This window comes from Streptomyces sp. 2P-4, from assembly GCF_030167965.1.
GTDB classification, from domain to species: Bacteria; Actinomycetota; Actinomycetes; order Streptomycetales; family Streptomycetaceae; genus Streptomyces; species Streptomyces globosus_A.
The window spans coordinates 5,152,918-5,167,627 of the sequence record NZ_CP095011.1 but is presented as its reverse complement, the minus strand read 5'-3'; the positions used below and the strand labels follow the sequence as shown (position 1 = coordinate 5,167,627).

14 protein-coding genes are annotated in these 14,710 nt (G+C 70.7%); 7 read left to right on the top strand and 7 right to left on the bottom strand.

The features are described from left to right. Positions 1–37 precede the first annotated feature (37 nt). Positions 38–658 carry an aa3-type cytochrome oxidase subunit III gene (ctaE, locus tag MUK52_RS22870; RefSeq protein WP_114057253.1) on the bottom strand — a complete coding sequence of 207 codons (621 nt, stop codon included), beginning with the start codon at positions 656–658 and terminating at the stop codon, positions 38–40. Between the two features lie 188 nt (positions 659–846). Between ctaE and MUK52_RS22865 the strand changes: the two genes are divergently transcribed. Continuing rightward, a complete protein-coding gene (locus tag MUK52_RS22865; RefSeq protein ID WP_114057254.1) occupies positions 847–1,248 on the top strand; it encodes a hypothetical protein in 402 nt (133 codons plus the stop codon). A gap of 84 nt (positions 1,249–1,332) precedes the next feature. On the opposite strand, the gene MUK52_RS22860 is transcribed toward MUK52_RS22865, so the two are convergent. From MUK52_RS22860 to ctaC, 4 genes are all read right to left on the bottom strand, one after another. Then, complete coding sequence (locus tag MUK52_RS22860; RefSeq protein ID WP_114057255.1) at positions 1,333–2,580, bottom strand: L,D-transpeptidase; 1,248 nt, start codon at positions 2,578–2,580, stop codon at positions 1,333–1,335. Positions 2,581–2,697: 117 nt separating this feature from the next. Further along, positions 2,698–3,096 carry a cytochrome c oxidase subunit 4 gene (locus MUK52_RS22855; RefSeq protein ID WP_114057256.1) on the bottom strand — a complete coding sequence of 133 codons (399 nt, stop codon included), beginning with the start codon at positions 3,094–3,096 and terminating at the stop codon, positions 2,698–2,700. Then, positions 3,093–4,817 (bottom strand): aa3-type cytochrome oxidase subunit I, encoded by a 1,725-nt coding sequence (ctaD, locus tag MUK52_RS22850; RefSeq protein WP_114057257.1) that lies wholly within the window; start codon positions 4,815–4,817, stop codon positions 3,093–3,095. Before ctaD ends, MUK52_RS22855 begins: the two co-directional genes overlap by 4 nt. After that, the gene (ctaC, locus tag MUK52_RS22845) at positions 4,814–5,785 is read right to left on the bottom strand and encodes an aa3-type cytochrome oxidase subunit II (protein ID WP_114057258.1); all 972 of its coding nucleotides are present in this window, start codon (positions 5,783–5,785) and stop codon (positions 4,814–4,816) included. The genes ctaD and ctaC overlap by 4 nt, the downstream gene beginning before the upstream one ends. Before the next feature lie 295 nt (positions 5,786–6,080). On the opposite strand from ctaC, the gene MUK52_RS22840 reads away from it, so the two are divergent. After that, positions 6,081–7,460, top strand: a complete 1,380-nt coding sequence (locus tag MUK52_RS22840; protein ID WP_284579607.1) for a cysteine desulfurase/sulfurtransferase TusA family protein — start codon at positions 6,081–6,083, stop codon at positions 7,458–7,460. 46 nt (positions 7,461–7,506) lie between these two features. On the opposite strand, the gene MUK52_RS22835 is transcribed toward MUK52_RS22840, so the two are convergent. Next, positions 7,507–8,484: a carbohydrate kinase family protein gene (locus tag MUK52_RS22835; protein WP_114057260.1), complete on the bottom strand. Its 978-nt coding sequence runs from the start codon at positions 8,482–8,484 to the stop codon at positions 7,507–7,509. 132 nt (positions 8,485–8,616) lie between these two features. Between MUK52_RS22835 and MUK52_RS22830 the strand changes: the two genes are divergently transcribed. The 4 genes from MUK52_RS22830 (at position 8,617) to MUK52_RS22815 (ending at position 12,622) form a co-directional block, all read left to right on the top strand. Further along, a complete protein-coding gene (locus MUK52_RS22830) occupies positions 8,617–8,838 on the top strand; it encodes a hypothetical protein (RefSeq protein WP_284579605.1) in 222 nt (73 codons plus the stop codon). Positions 8,839–8,911: 73 nt separating this feature from the next. Then, complete coding sequence (locus MUK52_RS22825) at positions 8,912–9,490, top strand: IS607 family transposase (RefSeq protein ID WP_284579603.1); 579 nt, start codon at positions 8,912–8,914, stop codon at positions 9,488–9,490. Continuing rightward, positions 9,483–11,120 (top strand): transposase, encoded by a 1,638-nt coding sequence (locus MUK52_RS22820; protein ID WP_284579601.1) that lies wholly within the window; start codon positions 9,483–9,485, stop codon positions 11,118–11,120. The genes MUK52_RS22825 and MUK52_RS22820 overlap by 8 nt, the downstream gene beginning before the upstream one ends. A gap of 80 nt (positions 11,121–11,200) precedes the next feature. Further along, positions 11,201–12,622 (top strand): hypothetical protein, encoded by a 1,422-nt coding sequence (locus tag MUK52_RS22815; RefSeq protein ID WP_284579599.1) that lies wholly within the window; start codon positions 11,201–11,203, stop codon positions 12,620–12,622. A 91-nt stretch (positions 12,623–12,713) separates the two neighbouring features. On the opposite strand, the gene MUK52_RS22810 is transcribed toward MUK52_RS22815, so the two are convergent. Then, on the bottom strand, positions 12,714–13,070 hold the full coding sequence (locus tag MUK52_RS22810) for a HesB/IscA family protein (protein WP_114058871.1): 357 nt from the start codon (positions 13,068–13,070) through the stop codon (positions 12,714–12,716). 308 nt (positions 13,071–13,378) lie between these two features. Here MUK52_RS22810 and nadA point away from each other — a divergent pair, with 308 nt between their 5' ends. Further along, the gene (gene nadA / locus MUK52_RS22805; protein WP_114057263.1) at positions 13,379–14,566 is read left to right on the top strand and encodes a quinolinate synthase NadA; all 1,188 of its coding nucleotides are present in this window, start codon (positions 13,379–13,381) and stop codon (positions 14,564–14,566) included. The last annotated feature ends 144 nt before the right edge of the window (positions 14,567–14,710 follow it).

The following is a 14,710-nucleotide window of genomic DNA, read 5'->3' as shown; positions in this document are numbered from 1 at the left end:
TCTGGATGGTTGCCGGGCGGGCCCGGCCGCGTGTTCGCTACTTGATCAGGTAGATCGTGGCGAAGAGGCCGATCCAGACGACATCGACGAAGTGCCAGTAGTAGGACACGACGATGGCCGAGGTGGCCTGTTCGTGGGTGAACCTCTTGGCCGCGTACGTCCGGCCGAGGACCAGCAGGAAGGCGATGAGACCGCCCGTCACGTGCAGACCGTGGAAGCCGGTGGTCAGGTAGAACACCGAGCCGTACGGACCGGACGAGAGGCTCATGCCCTCGTGCTTGACCAGCTCGGTGTACTCGAACACCTGGCCGCCAATGAAGATCGCACCCATCACGAACGTGACGATGAACCACGTCCGGAGCTTCTTCACGTCACCGCGCTCGGCGGCGAAGACGCCGAGCTGGCAGGTGAGGGAGGAGAGCACCAGGATCGTGGTGTTCGTCGCCGAGAAGGGCAGGTTCAGGCTCGCGGCCTGTTCTGACCAGTACTCGGCGCCTGTCACCGATCGCAGGGTGAAGTACATCGCGAAGAGGGCCGCGAAGAACATCAGCTCGGAACTCAACCAGATGATGGTTCCGACGCTGACGAGGTTCGGCCTGTTGACCGTCGGGTGCGCGTGCCCGGTATCTACTGTCGTTGCTGTCGCCACGACCGACATTATGTCGGTCGCTTATCCCGCCCTCACCCCGGGGGGTGCCGTTCGGAGTGTCAGGGCGGTGTGCAAGGCCCGAACGGCCCATCGGCGGGCGGTCGGCGGGCGTGCCGGAAGCGGTGTGGGCGAGGGGCTGCGAGGAGTAGCATCCCGCGCAACATCAACGTGGTTCACGGCAACCGTGGAGGAACGAAATGCGGTCGACTGCACGGGTTCTGGTCTACAGCGACGATGCGAACACCCGGCAGCAGGTGCTCCTGGCCTCCGGGCGCAGGCCGGCCGCGGACCTGCCGCCGGTGGAGTTCGTGGAGTGCGCGACGCTGCCCGCGGTCCTGGGCGAGCTGGACGCGGGCGGGATCGACGCCTGCGTGCTGGACGGCGAGGCCGTCCCGGCGGGGGGCATGGGGGTGTGCCGGCAGATCAAGGACGAGGTCTTCCGCTGCCCGCCGGTGCTGCTGCTGATGGGCCGTCCGCAGGACGCCTGGCTGGCCACCTGGAGCCGCGCGGACGCGGCGGTGACCCTTCCGGTCGATCCGGTGGAGTTCGCGGACGCACTGGCGCGCCTGCTGCGCGCCCGGCTGTCGCTGGACGCGTAGCAGGCGTCCCGGCGGTGCGCGGGGCCCCGGCGGGGGCCCTGCGCACCGGGCCGCGGGCCGCGGGGGCCGCGCCGGCCGCCGGGTTCAGACCTGCGGGCGCAGGCGGGCGTGGTCGGCCGCGGTGCGGCCGTCGCGGGTGCCCGCGAGGAGGGCGCTGCCCTCGCGCCAGTCCTTCCAGTCCATGTTCCAGTCGCCGAAGCCGTTCCCGAAGGTGTCCATGTCCTCGCCGATGCTGTTGACGACCTGGACGATGTCCCCTTCGGTGATGTTCTCGTAGAACCAGGCGGCGTTTGCGGTGCTCATGCCGGTGCAGCCGTGGCTGACGTTCGCGTAGCCGTGGGACCCGACCGACCACGGGGCGGCGTGCACGTATTCACCACTCCAGGTGACACGGGTGGCGTAGTAGACGGGCAGGTCGTAGTTCTCGCTGCCGCCGATGCCGACGGTGTCCCCGCGCATACGGACGTAGTACTGCTTGCCGAGCACGACCTTGACGCCGTTGCGGGTGGAGAAGCCCGGCTTGCCGGTGGTCACCGGGAGGGTGGTCACCACCTCGCCGTTGCGCTTGAAGGTGAGGTAGTGCGCGGCGGCGTCCGTGATGACCTCGACGCGGTCCCCGAACTCCAGCGTGAGCGGGGTGCTGGCGGCTCCGTGGAGCTCTCCGTCGATCCGGATGCCCTCCAGGTTGCTCCGTACGGAGACGGTGCTGTTGGCGGGCCAGTACTCCTTGGGCCTGAAATGCAGCCGCTTGTCGTCGACCCAGTGCCAGGAGCCCTCGACGCCGGGCGGGGCGTCGACGACCAGGCCCCGTTCGACGACGGCACGGGCCGCCTTGTCCTTGACGGGCTCGCTGAGGTCGGCGGTGAGGGGCTGTCCGACGCCGTACTTGCCCTCTTCCGGCCCGAATTCGACGCTCAGGAGCTTCTTGGCCGGGGTGGTGTCGAACGTCAGCGTGCGCTGCCCTGGGGCGCCCCGCTCGTCCTCGGTGCTGACGGTGACGGTGTAGCGCACGCCGGCGGCGAGGGGGCCGGTGCTGTGCCAGCGGTCGCCCTTGGCGGTGAGCTCGCCGGCGAGGTGGCGGCCGTGCACGTCGACGGCGGTGACGTCGGTGATGCGGCTGCTGCCCGTCCCCTTGGCGGTGACCTCCAGGGGGCGGTTGTGGTCGACCGGGCGGCCGCCCTGGACCTGGTTGAAGGCGATCTGCTCGCCCGCGTCGTGCGGGCGGGCTGACAGCGGGTTCTCGTGCGACCCGCATGCGGTGGCGCCGGCACCGAGGGACGCGACCAGCAGGGAGCAGCTGATGACCGCCCAGAGACGCGGTGAGTGGTTCATGGGGCCAACGCTAGGGAAATACGACAATCCCGGCGCGCGGGATGACTGCAAACGAGGGGCCCGGACTCCTCTGTTCGAGGAGTCCGGGCCCCATGCGCTCAACCGGGCCGAGAACGGCTACTGGTTCTGGTTCTCACCGCGGTAGTACTCGTACACCCAGCCCCACAGGCCGATCAGGATGATCGGGGCCGAGAAGTACATGAGCCACCAGCCGAAGATGACGCCCATGAAGGCGAGCGCACCGCCGACCGCCAGCGAGAGCGGCTGCCAGCTGTGCGGGGAGAAGAACCCCAGCTCGCCCGCCTCGTCGGCGACCTCGGCCTCCAGGTTGTCCTGGGCCATCTCGTCGACGCGCTTGGCCGTGAAGGCCAGGTAGTAGCCGATCATCACGCTCAGGCCGAAGGCCAGGAAGAGCGCGGTGGTCCCCACGGGTTCCTTCGACCACACGCCGTACACGACGGCCATGATCAGAATGAAGGCGGAGAGCCAGAGGAACATCTTGCCCTGGATCTTCACTTGCCGGCCTCCTTGCCACCGGTGACGGCCTTGGCGCCGTGGTCCTCCAGGTGGTCGAGGGCCGCGATCTCCGGGTGGTGGAGGTCGAAGGCCGGCGACTCACTGCGGATGCGCGGCAGGGTGACGAAGTTGTGCCGCGGCGGCGGGCAGGACGTCGCCCACTCGAGCGAGCGGCCGTAGCCCCACGGGTCGTCGACCTCGATCTTCTTGCCGTACTTGGCCGTCTTCCAGACGTTGTACATGAACGGCAGCATCGACAGGCCGAGCAGGAACGAGCTGACGGTGGAGATGGTGTTCAGCGCGGTGAAGCCGTCGGCGGCGAGGTAGTCCGCGTAGCGGCGCGGCATGCCCTCGGCGCCCAGCCAGTGCTGCACCAGGAAGGTGCCGTGGAAGCCCACGAACAGCGTCCAGAAGGTGATCTTGCCGAGGCGCTCGTCCAGCATCTTGCCCGTGAACTTCGGCCACCAGAAGTGGAAGCCGGAGAACATCGCGAAGACCACGGTGCCGAAGATGACGTAGTGGAAGTGCGCGACGACGAAGTACGAGTCGGAGACGTGGAAGTCCAGCGGGGGCGAGGCCAGGATGACGCCGGTCAGACCACCGAAGGTGAAGGTGATCAGGAAGCCGACGGCCCAGAGCATCGGGGTCTCGAAGGACAGCGAGCCCTTCCACATGGTGCCGATCCAGTTGAAGAACTTCACACCGGTCGGTACCGCGATCAGGAAGGTCATGAAGGAGAAGAACGGCAGCAGTACACCGCCGGTGACGTACATGTGGTGGGCCCACACGGTCACGGAGAGGCCGGCGATGGCGATCGTCGCGGCGATGAGGCCGATGTAGCCGAACATCGGCTTCCGCGAGAAGACCGGGATGACCTCGGAGATGATGCCGAAGAACGGCAGGGCGATGATGTACACCTCTGGGTGTCCGAAGAACCAGAAGAGGTGCTGCCACAGCAGTGCGCCGCCGTTGGCCGAGTCGAAGATGTGGCTGCCGAACTTGCGGTCGGACTCCAGCGCGAACAGCGCCGCCGCGAGGACCGGGAAGGCGAGCAGGACCAGGACACCGGTCAGCAGCACGTTCCAGGTGAAGATCGGCATGCGGAACATCGTCATGCCCGGGGCGCGCATGCAGATGATCGTGGTGATGAAGTTGACCGAGCCGAGGATGGTGCCGAAGCCGGAGAAGGCCAGACCCATGATCCACATGTCGGCGCCGATGCCCGGCGAGCGGACCGCGTCGGACAGCGGGGAGTAGGCGAACCAGCCGAAGTCGGCGGCGCCCTGCGGGGTGAGGAAGCCGGCCACCGCGATGGTCGAGCCGAAGAGGTACAGCCAGTACGCGAACATGTTCAGCCGCGGGAACGCCACGTCGGGCGCGCCGATCTGGAGCGGCATGATCCAGTTCGCGAAGCCGGCGAACAGCGGCGTGGCGAACATCAGCAGCATGATCGTGCCATGCATGGTGAACGCCTGGTTGAACTGCTCGTTCGACATGATCTGCGTGCCCGGACGGGCCAGCTCGGCGCGCATGACGAGCGCCATCACGCCGCCGATCAGGAAGAACACGAACGACGTGACCAGGTACAGCGTACCGATGGTCTTGTGGTCGGTCGTGGTCAGCCATTTGACCACCACGCTGCCAGGCTGCTTGCGCCGTACCGGCAGCTCGTTCTCGTACGAGTCTGCGGCGGCACCCTGGGGTTCGTTGAGGATGCTCACAGTGTGTTCGTCTCCGCGTTCCGGGCCGGGTCAGTCTGCTTGATGCCGGCCGGCAGGAAGCCGGTCTGCCCCTTCTCGGCCAGTTCCTTCAGGTGCGCCCGGTACTCCTCGGGCGAGACGACCTTGACGTTGAAGAGCATCCGGGAGTGGTCGACGCCGCAGAGCTCGGCGCACTTGCCCATGAAGACGCCCTCCTGGGAAGGCGTGACCTCGAAGACGTTGGTGTGGCCCGGGATGACGTCCTGCTTGAAGAGGAACGGAACCACCCAGAAGGAGTGGATGACGTCGTTCGACGACAGGATGAAGCGGACCTTCTCGCCCTTGGGCAGGTAGAGGGTCGGGCCGGGGTTCCCGGTCTCCGGGTTCCGGTCGGCCGGGATGCCCTTCTGGTAGACGCCTTCGGCGCCCGCCGGGAAGTCCTTGGTGTAGCGGTCCGGGATGCTGGCGAGCTCCTTGGGAACCGCGCCGGCCTTCGGGGTGGCCGCGTCGCCGTCGACGTCCTCGATGTAGTTGAAGCCCCAGCTCCACTGGAAGCCGACCACGTTGATGGTGTGCGCCGGCTTCGAGAGGGCGAGGAGCTTGGACTCGTCACGCGCGGTGAAGTAGAACAGCACCGAGACGATGATGAGCGGGACCACGGTGTACAGCGCCTCGATGGGCATGTTGTACCGGGTCTGCGGGGGGACCTCCACCTTCGTCCGGCTGCGCCGGTGGAAGATGACGCTCCACAGGATCAGGCCCCAGACCAGGATGCCGGTGACCAGAGCGGCCGCCCAGGACCCCTGCCACAGGGACAGGATGCGAGGCGCCTCCTCCGTGACCGGGTAGGGCATCCCGAGGCGGGGGAAGTCTTTCCATGTGTACGAGCAACCAGTGGCGGTCGCCAGGACCACGCCCGCAGTCAGCGCCTGCAGCAGCTTCCGCCGCATCGGGCGCCGCGGCGAGCGGTCGGAGCCGTAGGGACTCACGTAGCGCCTTCCCGAGAGTCTCGGCCCGCGCGGCCGGCCGCGGCCGTGTTCGGGTCGGTCGCCGGCCCTGACGCAGGCAGGGGTTTGGATGTTTATGCGGACCAAACCCTACTGGACGCTATTTGGGGTCGCGCGGGGAGGGTGCCCAACGCGCCGCTACTGCCCCCGAAGGGATGGATCCGCCGTACGGGGGACGGGCGGGCACCGGCCGAACGGCCGTGTGGGGGCGGCTTCTGACGGCCCCTGCGCACCGGGCGGGCGCGGCGCCCGCGGACCGCTGCCTTACCGTGACGGGATGCCGTACTTCGACACCGCGTCCACCGCTCCGCTGCACCCCGTGGCCCGGCAGGCGCTGGCGGCCGCCCTCGACGAGGGCTGGGCGGACCCCGCCCGGCTGTACCGGGAGGGCCGGCGTGCGGCGCTCCTGCTGGACGCGGCGCGCGAGGCGGCGGCGGAGGCCGTCGGCTGCCGCGCCGACGAGCTCGTGTTCACCCCTTCGGGGACACAGGCGGTCCACTCCGGCATCGCGGGCGCACTCGCCGGGCGCCGGCGCACCGGCCGGCACCTGGTGGTGTCCGCGGTCGAACACAGTTCGGTGCTCCACGCGGCCGACGTGCACGCCGCCGCGGGCGGTTCGGTGGCGCAGGTGCCGGTCGACCGCAGCGGCACCGTCACCGCCGGGGGGTACGCGGACGCGCTGACCGCGTCGACCGCGCTGGCCTGCCTGCAGTCCGCCAACCACGAGGTGGGCACGGTGCAGCCGGTGGCCGAGGTCGCGGACGTCTGCGCGGAGGCCGGGGTCCCGCTGCTGGTGGACGCCGCCCAGTCGCTCGGCTGGGGGCCGGTGGAGGGCGCCTGGTCGGTGCTCGCGGCGAGCGCCCACAAGTGGGGCGGCCCGCCCGGCGTCGGGCTGCTGGCGGTCCGCAAGGGTGTCCGGTTCTCGCCGCAGCACCCGGCGGACGAGCGGGAGTCGGGCCGCTCCCCCGGCTTCGTGAACCTCCCGGCCGCCGTCGCGGCCGCGGCCTCGCTGCGGGCGGTGCGCGCCGAGGCGGAGGCGGAGGCGGCCCGGCTGCGGGTCCTGGTGGACCGGATCCGGCGGCGCGTGGCCCGGCTCGTGCCGGACGTGGAGGTGGTCGGCCACCCGGACCGGCGGCTGCCGCACCTGGTGACGTTCTCCTGCCTGTACGTCGACGGGGAGACCCTGCTGCACGAGCTGGACAAGGCGGGCTATTCGGTCTCCTCCGGCTCCTCCTGCACCAGCTCCACCCTGACGCCGAGTCACGTGCTGCGCGCGATGGGGGTGCTGTCGGAGGGGAACGTACGGGTGTCCCTGCCGCCGGGGACGACTGCGGAGGACGTCAACGGCTTCCTGGAGGTGCTGCCCGCCGCGGTGGCGCGGGTCCGGGCCGCCCTGGGTTCGCCCGAGGCGGAGCCCGTGGAGCCGGTCGCGGACTCCGTGGAGGTCGACGCGCTGGGGCTGCGCTGCCCGCAGCCGGTGATCGAGCTGGCCCGGGCCGTCCGCACGGTGCCGGTCGGCGGGACCGTCACGGTGGTGTCGGACGACGAGGTGGCCCGGCTGGACGTCCCGGCGTGGTGCTCGCTGCGCGGCCACGACTACGTGGGCGAGGAGCCGCGGCCGCAGGGGACGGCGTACACGGTGCGCCGCCGGAGCTGAGCCGGGGCCGGCGCCCGCGGGGGCGCCGGCCGGCGGGGTGCCCGGGTCAGGCGGCCAGGTGGGCGCGGACCTCGGCCGCGGCGTCCTCGCCGTAGGCCTTGGTGAAGCGCTCCATGAAGTGGGCGCGCGCCAGGGTGTACTCCTGGGTGCCGAGCGTCTCGATCACGAGGGTGGCGAGCATGCAGCCGACCTGCGCGGCGCGCTCCAGGCCGACGCCCCAGCCGAGGCCGGCCAGGAAGCCGGCGCGGAAGGCGTCGCCGACGCCGGTCGGGTCGACCTTGGCGGTCTCCTCCGGGCAGCCGACGGTGATGGTCTCCTCGCCGGCCCGCTCGATGCGGACGCCGCGGGAGCCGAGGGTGGTGACGCGGGTGCCGACCTTGGCGAGGATCTCCTCGTCGCTCCAGCCGGACTTCGACTCGATGAGGCCCTTCTCGTACTCGTTCGAGAAGAGGTACGTCGCGCCCTCCATCAGGGTGCGGATGTTCTCGCCGTCCATGCGGGCGATCTGCTGGGAGAAGTCCGCGGCGAAGGGGATCCCGCGGCTGCGGCACTCCTCGGTGTGGCGGAGCATCGCCTCGGGGTCGTCGGCGCCGATGAGGACCAGGTCGAGGCCGCCCACGCGGTCGGCGACGGCCTTGAGCTCGATCAGGCGGGCCTCGCTCATCGCGCCCGTGTAGAAGGAGCCGATCTGGTTGTGGTCGGCGTCGGTGGTGCAGACGAAGCGCGCGGTGTGCAGGACCTCGGAGATGCGCACCGAGGAGGTGTCGACGCCGTGCCGGTCCAGCCAGGCGCGGTACTCGTCGAAGTCGGAGCCGGCCGCGCCGACGAGGACCGGCCGCAGGCCCAGCTGGCCCATGCCGAAGCAGATGTTCGGGCCGACACCGCCCCGCCGGACGTCGAGGTTGTCGACGAGGAAGGAGAGGGAGACCGTGTGCAGCTGGTCCGCGACCAGCTGGTCGGCGAAGCGGCCGGGAAAGGTCATGAGGTGGTCGGTGGCGATGGAGCCGGTGACTGCGATGCGCACGGCGTGGATGCTCCTGCGGTAAGGCGAGCGTTGACAGTCAACGCTACCCCGTCGCGGACCTGCCGCCGACCCCACGAAACTACCCCGTAGTAGCCCTTTCTCCGCGCGGCGGTGCGGGCCTACGGTGCCCCCATGACCTCTACCGATGGATTCGGCTACGGAGAGTACACGGTCGACACGCGGCCCGGTTTCGCGCGGCTGCTCGGAGACTGCGCCAGGATGGCCCCGCACTGGGCGGTCCCGGCGGGCCCCCGGCCTGACAGGGTGGCGCCGTCCCGGATCCACGGGGTGCGCGTCCCTGCGGCCTCGGCCCGCCTGATCGCCTCCACGGCGCAGTACGGCGACGGCGAGTAGGGGTTGAGTACTGCTCTCGAACAAGTGTTCATGAGTGTCCTTTAGGTGTCATGAGTGTCGTACGATCTTGTGTATGAACCTGACGGAATGGGCACGCGCACAGGGGATCGCCCCACGTACTGCGTATCGCTGGTTCCGTGAGGGCACGTTGCCGGTCCCCGCGGAGCGAGTGGGGCCGCGCACGATCCTGGTGAACATCGACGCGAACACCTCACCCGCCGTGACCGGCGGGGTCGGTCTGTATGCCCGGGTGTCCTCTCACGATCAGAGAGCGGACCTGGAACGGCAGACGGCACGCCTGTCGGCATGGGCGGCGAAGGCCGGACACAAGGTTGTCCGTGTCGAATCCGAGATCGCCTCGGGCATGAACGGTGCCCGGACCAAGGCCCGCCGACTGCTGGCCGACCCGCAGGTGACCACGGTTGTGGTCGAGCACAAGGACCGGCTGGGCCGGATGAACGTCGAGCTGGTCGAGGCCGCCCTGTCCGCGACGGGCCGGCGCCTGGTCGTGCTCGATGACGGCGAGGTCGAAGACGACCTGGTGCAGGACATGGTTGAAGTCCTGACCTCGTTCTGTGCCCGACTGTACGGGCGCCGCTCGGCGAAGAACCGTGCCCGCAAGGCGCTTGAGGCGGCTGCCGCCGATGAGTGAGAAGCAGCTCCGCCCCATCGACGCGCCGTTCGTCGCGCTCGGCCCGTCCGGTGTGGCGATACGCGACCGCCTGGGGCAGCTCACCCCGGCCGACGAGAAGGTTCTCCGTCTGACCGGTGAGCACCTGGGGCGACTGGCGTCCGGGGACCTGGCGGTGCGGTGCGCCCAGGGCCACGAGCACAACAGCGAATCGTGGGCGGCCCGGAAGCAGGGCCTGACCGCAGCGTCCTCGTCCCGCTGGGCCGGGAGCATCACGAAGGCAAGCCATGATCAGTGGGCGCTGTCGCGGCGCGGCCAGCTCGCGTACATCCAGGGTCTGGAAGCCGGGGTCCGGACGCTGATGCACCGCCTGTCCCAACCTCTCGGGGAGAAGGGAACCAAGCGGGCCCCCGGCGGCTACCAGTCCCACCACGAGTGGTTCGTCAAGTCGCGGCGTCTGGCGGTCCTGGAGCACCGCCTCGACGTGGCGCGCGCGGAGCGTGAGGCCGGGATCGTGCACGTGGTGCGTGGGGGCCGACGTCTGCTGAACACCCGACACAACCTCGCCGCGGCCGGGCTGACCGAGGAACAGTGGCGGCAGCGGTGGGAGGCCGAGCGCTGGTTCCTCGCCGCCGACGGGGAGTCCGGCAAAAGGTTCGGCAACGAGACCCTCCGCGTCAGCCCGGACGGCGAGGTCTCGATCAAGCTTCCCGCCCCGCTCGCGCACCTGGCCAACACCAAGCACGGCCGGTACGTCCTTGCCTCGAAGGTGGCGTTCGCGCACCGGGGCGCCGAGTGGGCCGACCGGATCGAGGCGAACCGGGCGGTCGCCTACCGCATCCACTACGACGTCGGGCGTGGGCGTTGGTACCTGACCGCGTCGTGGCAGAAGCCGGTGGTCAAGACGGTACCGCTCGACACGGCCCGTGCCCATGGGATGGTCGGCGTCGATACGAACGCCGACCACTTTGCCGCCTACCGGCTCGACCGGCACGGCAACCCTGTCGGCGACCCGCGTCGCTTCCACTACGACCTGACCGGCACCGCCGGCCACCGTGACGCCCAGGTCCGCCACGCCATTACCCGCCTGCTGCACTGGACCAAGCGGTGCGGCGCGACGGCGATCGGCCTGGAGAACCTGGACTTCACCGCCGAGAAGACCCGGGAGAAGCACGGCCGCAGGAAGCGGTTCCGTCAGCTGATCTCCGGCATCCCTACCGGAAAGCTCAAAGCCCGTCTGGTGTCGATGGCCGCCGAGCAGGGCCTGGCGATCGTCGCCGTCGATCCGGCTTACACCTCCATGTGGGGCGATCAGCACTGGCGTAAGCCGCTGACCAGCAACAAGCGAAAGATGTCCCGTCACGACGCCGCGAGCGTCGCGATCGGGCGACGCGCCCTCGGGCACCCGATCCGGCGACGGACGGCAGCGCCCCACGACGACCAGAGCGATCGTCGTGGGCATCGGACCGCCCAGGCCGAACCGGGCATCCGGGAGCGTCAGGGAACCCGCCCACCCGTCACGGAACGTGCACACGGTGTACGACCCCGAACGGGGACAACGAGAACGCGGGTAACCAGCGCATCCAACACCGTTTGGGATGCGCGCAGTTCCGGGAGCTGGCATCAGATGTCACTCCTGGACACTGTTTAGGAACGGTTCGACGGAACCGGTTTCGCGTCTGTTCCGTCCCACCCACATCAGCCACGGCGATACGGGCGAAGGAGCAAGCGGTGACGAGCGAACAACCCGAGACATCACGCGGCACACGGCGGCGGCCGGCCTGGGCCGTCGGCTCCATCGCCGCCGCCGTGCTGCTCGCCGGCGGCGGGACGGCGTACTGGGCGTCGGCCGCGCAGGGCGGCGGCCGTGAGGGCGGCGGGTCCGCGGCGTCGGCGCCGCGGGTGGCGCCGAGCCCGTCCGGGCCGGGCATCGCCCCGGGCGAGCCGGACCCGCAGGGCGGCGGGGTCACCTACCGGGCCGCCGGGAAGCTGCCGGAGGCGCCGGCGGCGGCGCCGTCGTACGCGGCGTCCGGGGAGGTCTCGGCCGAGGAGGCGGGCCGGCTCGCGGCGGCCCTCGGCCTGACGGGCGAACCGCGGCGGGTGGGCGACACCTGGCGGGCCGGGGAGGGCGCGGACGGCTTCGGGCCGCGGCTGACGGTGACCCGGACGGCGCCCGGGACCTGGAGCTTCTCCCGCTTCCACGGCGGGGGCGGCACGGGCGACGACTGCGAGCGCGGCAAGGACACCTGCGGGCCGGCCACGCTTCCGCGGGGCGGGGACGGCGGGGCGGGCTCGGGCAGGCCGGTGTCGGAGGAGGCGGCGAAGGCCGCCGCGGCCCCGGTGCTGGCCGCGGCCGGGCAGTCCGGTGCGGCGCTGGACGCCCGCCTGGTGCAGGGCTCGGTCCGCGTGGTGGCCGCCGACCCGGTGGTCGACGGGCGGCCCACCAAGGGCTGGACCACGCAGGTCAGCGTCGGCCCGGACGGCCAGGTGGTGGCCGGGAGCGGCGAGCTGAAGGCCCCGGTGCGCGCCGGCGAGCAGCGGGTGGTCGGGGCGGCGGAGGCGCTGGCCCGGCTGAACCGCTCCTCGGGCGGCCCGGACCGGACGGGGCCGAGCGGCTGCGCCTCGGCGGTGCCGCTGACCACGGACGACCCGGTGGGCCCGGGTGAGACGCCGCCGTGCGACCCGGAGCCGCGGCCGATGAAGCCGCCGCGGACGGAGACGGTGACGGGCGCGGTGCTGGGGCTGGCGGCGGGGACGGTGAACGGGGCCCGCGGGCTGGTGCCGGCCTGGCACTTCCAGGTGGCCGGAAAGGACGGTGCGCCCGCGCACACGGTGGTGCAGCCGGCGGCGGAGGGCGGGCAGGCCGTGCCCGCCCCGTCGGGGGCGCGCACGGTGCCGGGGTTCTCGTACGCGGAGGCCGGCCGGAAGCTGACGGTGAACTTCTGGGGCGGGGTGTGCAGCACCTACGCGCTGGAGGCGCGGGAGGAGGCCGGTTCGGTGACGGTGCGGATCACGGAGACACCGATCGATCCGGGCCGGGCCTGCATCCTGATCGCGCAGGAGATGAGCGTGTCGGCGACGCTGGAGCAGCCGCTGGGCTCGCGCGCGGTGGTGGACGCGACCTCGGGGAAGCCGCTCCCCCGGCAGGGGTAGCCGCGGCGGGGCACGCGCAGAGGCCCCCGGCAGCGTCCTGCGGGACGGTGCCGGGGGCCTCTGCTCTGCTTCCGCGGGCCCTGGCGGGGGCTTAGCTGAAGGAGTCGCCGCAGGCGCAGGAGCCGGTGGCGTTGGGGTTGTCGATCGTGAAGCCCTGCTTCTCGATGGTGTCGACGAAGTCGATCGAGGCGCCCTGGAGGTAGGGGGAGCTCATCCGGTCCGTGACGACCTTCACGCCGCCGAAGTCCTTGACGACGTCGCCGTCGAGGGAGCGCTCGTCGAAGAAGAGCTGGTAGCGCAGGCCGGAGCAGCCGCCGGGCTGGACGGCGACGCGGAGCGCCAGGTCATCGCGGCCCTCCTGCTCCAGCAGGGTCCTGACCTTCTCGGCGGCGGCGTCGGACAGGAGGATGCCGTCGCTCACAGTGGTCTTGTCGTCCTGTACGGACATCTGCATTCACTCCCGAAGTGGGCGGCTCCCGGCCGGCAGGCAGGGAAACGTCGGACTCTTGCCGTCGGTGGCAACGAGCGGGGGCGCGGATTCATTCCGGACCCGGCGCGTGTTCCAGACATTCATGCTCGCACACCGGCGCGGACCGGCGGGCCCGGCGCGGGGAGGGGTTCGCCACGGGGCGAATGCGTCACATCGACACTATCGGCATCGTCAAAGTGACGTGAACCGGCTATCATAGATAGCGTCAAATAGACGAAAAGTCGAAGCAGACGCTTCCAGAAGTCCCTTGTCGCAGAACAGAAAGGGTGCGTGTCGTGACCACCGCCCAGCCCTTGGACGTCCAGCCGACGCCCCTTGCCCTGCTGCTGCTCGGCCGCGAGGCCGACCCCAAGAGCGAGCGCGGCGTGGAGTGCCCGGGCGACCTCCCCTCGCCGTCGGACCCCGACCTGGTCGCGCGCGCCCGCGCCGCCAAGGAGAAGCTCGGCGACAAGGTCTTCATCCTCGGGCACCACTACCAGCGGGACGAGGTCATCGAGTTCGCCGACGTCACCGGCGACTCCTTCAAGCTGGCCCGCGACGCCGCCGCCCGGCCCGAGGCCGAGTACATCGTCTTCTGCGGCGTCCACTTCATGGCCGAGTCCGCGGACATCCTGACCGGCGACGACCAGAAGGTCGTCCTGCCGGACCTGGCCGCAGGCTGCTCGATGGCCGACATGGCCACCGCCGAGCAGGTCGCGGAGTGCTGGGACGCGCTGTCCGAGGCCGGCATCGCCGACGTGACGGTCCCCGTCTCGTACATGAACTCCTCCGCCGACATCAAGGCCTTCACCGGCAAGCACGGCGGCACCATCTGCACCTCGTCCAACGCGAAGAAGGCCCTGGACTGGGCGTTCGAGCAGGGCGAGAAGGTGCTCTTCCTGCCGGACCAGCACCTGGGCCGCAACACCGCCGTCCGCGACATGGGCATGTCCCTGGACGACTGCGTGGTCTACAACCCGCACAAGCCGAACGGCGGCCTGACCGCCGAGCAGCTGCGCGACGCGAAGATGATCCTGTGGCGCGGCCACTGCTCCGTGCACGGCCGCTTCTCGCTGGACTCCGTCAACGACGTCCGCGCCCGCATCCCCGGCGTGAACGTGCTGGTGCACCCCGAGTGCAGGCACGAGGTCGTCGCGGCCGCCGACTACGTCGGCTCGACGGAGTACATCATCAAGACGCTGGAGGCGGCCCCGGCCGGCTCGAAGTGGGCCATCGGCACCGAGCTGAACCTCGTCAAGCGCCTGGCGAACCGTTTCGCCCCGGAGGGCAAGGACGTCGTCTTCCTCGACCGGACGGTGTGCTTCTGCTCGACGATGAACCGCATCGACCTGCCGCACCTGGTCTGGGCGCTGGAGTCCCTCGCCGAGGGCACCCTCGTCAACCGGATCCAGGTGGACAAGGAGACCGAGAGCTTCGCGAAGCTCGCCCTGGAGCGGATGCTCGCGCTCCCGTAGCCCGGTATCCCGGCCCGCACGCGGGCCGGAGGCGCCGAAAGCACCGAAAGGGCCGCTCCCGCCCCCGGCAGGGGACGGGAGCGGCCCTTTCGCCTGCGGCCTCCGGTGTCCTCCGGGGCCCGCACGCCGTGTGCGGGCCCCGGC

What these genes read in the sequence shown, in the direction of transcription:
- MUK52_RS22865 (WP_114057254.1), top strand. Translation starts at nt 847, where the DNA reads ATGCGGTCGACTGCACGGGTTCTGGTCTACAGCGACGATGCGAACACC.
- MUK52_RS22840 (WP_284579607.1), top strand. Translation starts at nt 6,081, where the DNA reads ATGCCGTACTTCGACACCGCGTCCACCGCTCCGCTGCACCCCGTGGCC.
- MUK52_RS22830 (WP_284579605.1), top strand. Translation starts at nt 8,617, where the DNA reads ATGACCTCTACCGATGGATTCGGCTACGGAGAGTACACGGTCGACACG.
- MUK52_RS22825 (WP_284579603.1), top strand. Translation starts at nt 8,912, where the DNA reads ATGAACCTGACGGAATGGGCACGCGCACAGGGGATCGCCCCACGTACT.
- ctaE (WP_114057253.1), bottom strand. Translation starts at nt 658, where the DNA reads ATGTCGGTCGTGGCGACAGCAACGACAGTAGATACCGGGCACGCGCAC.
- MUK52_RS22810 (WP_114058871.1), bottom strand. Translation starts at nt 13,070, where the DNA reads ATGTCCGTACAGGACGACAAGACCACTGTGAGCGACGGCATCCTCCTG.
- MUK52_RS22820 (WP_284579601.1), top strand. Translation starts at nt 9,483, where the DNA reads ATGAGTGAGAAGCAGCTCCGCCCCATCGACGCGCCGTTCGTCGCGCTC.
- MUK52_RS22860 (WP_114057255.1), bottom strand. Translation starts at nt 2,580, where the DNA reads ATGAACCACTCACCGCGTCTCTGGGCGGTCATCAGCTGCTCCCTGCTG.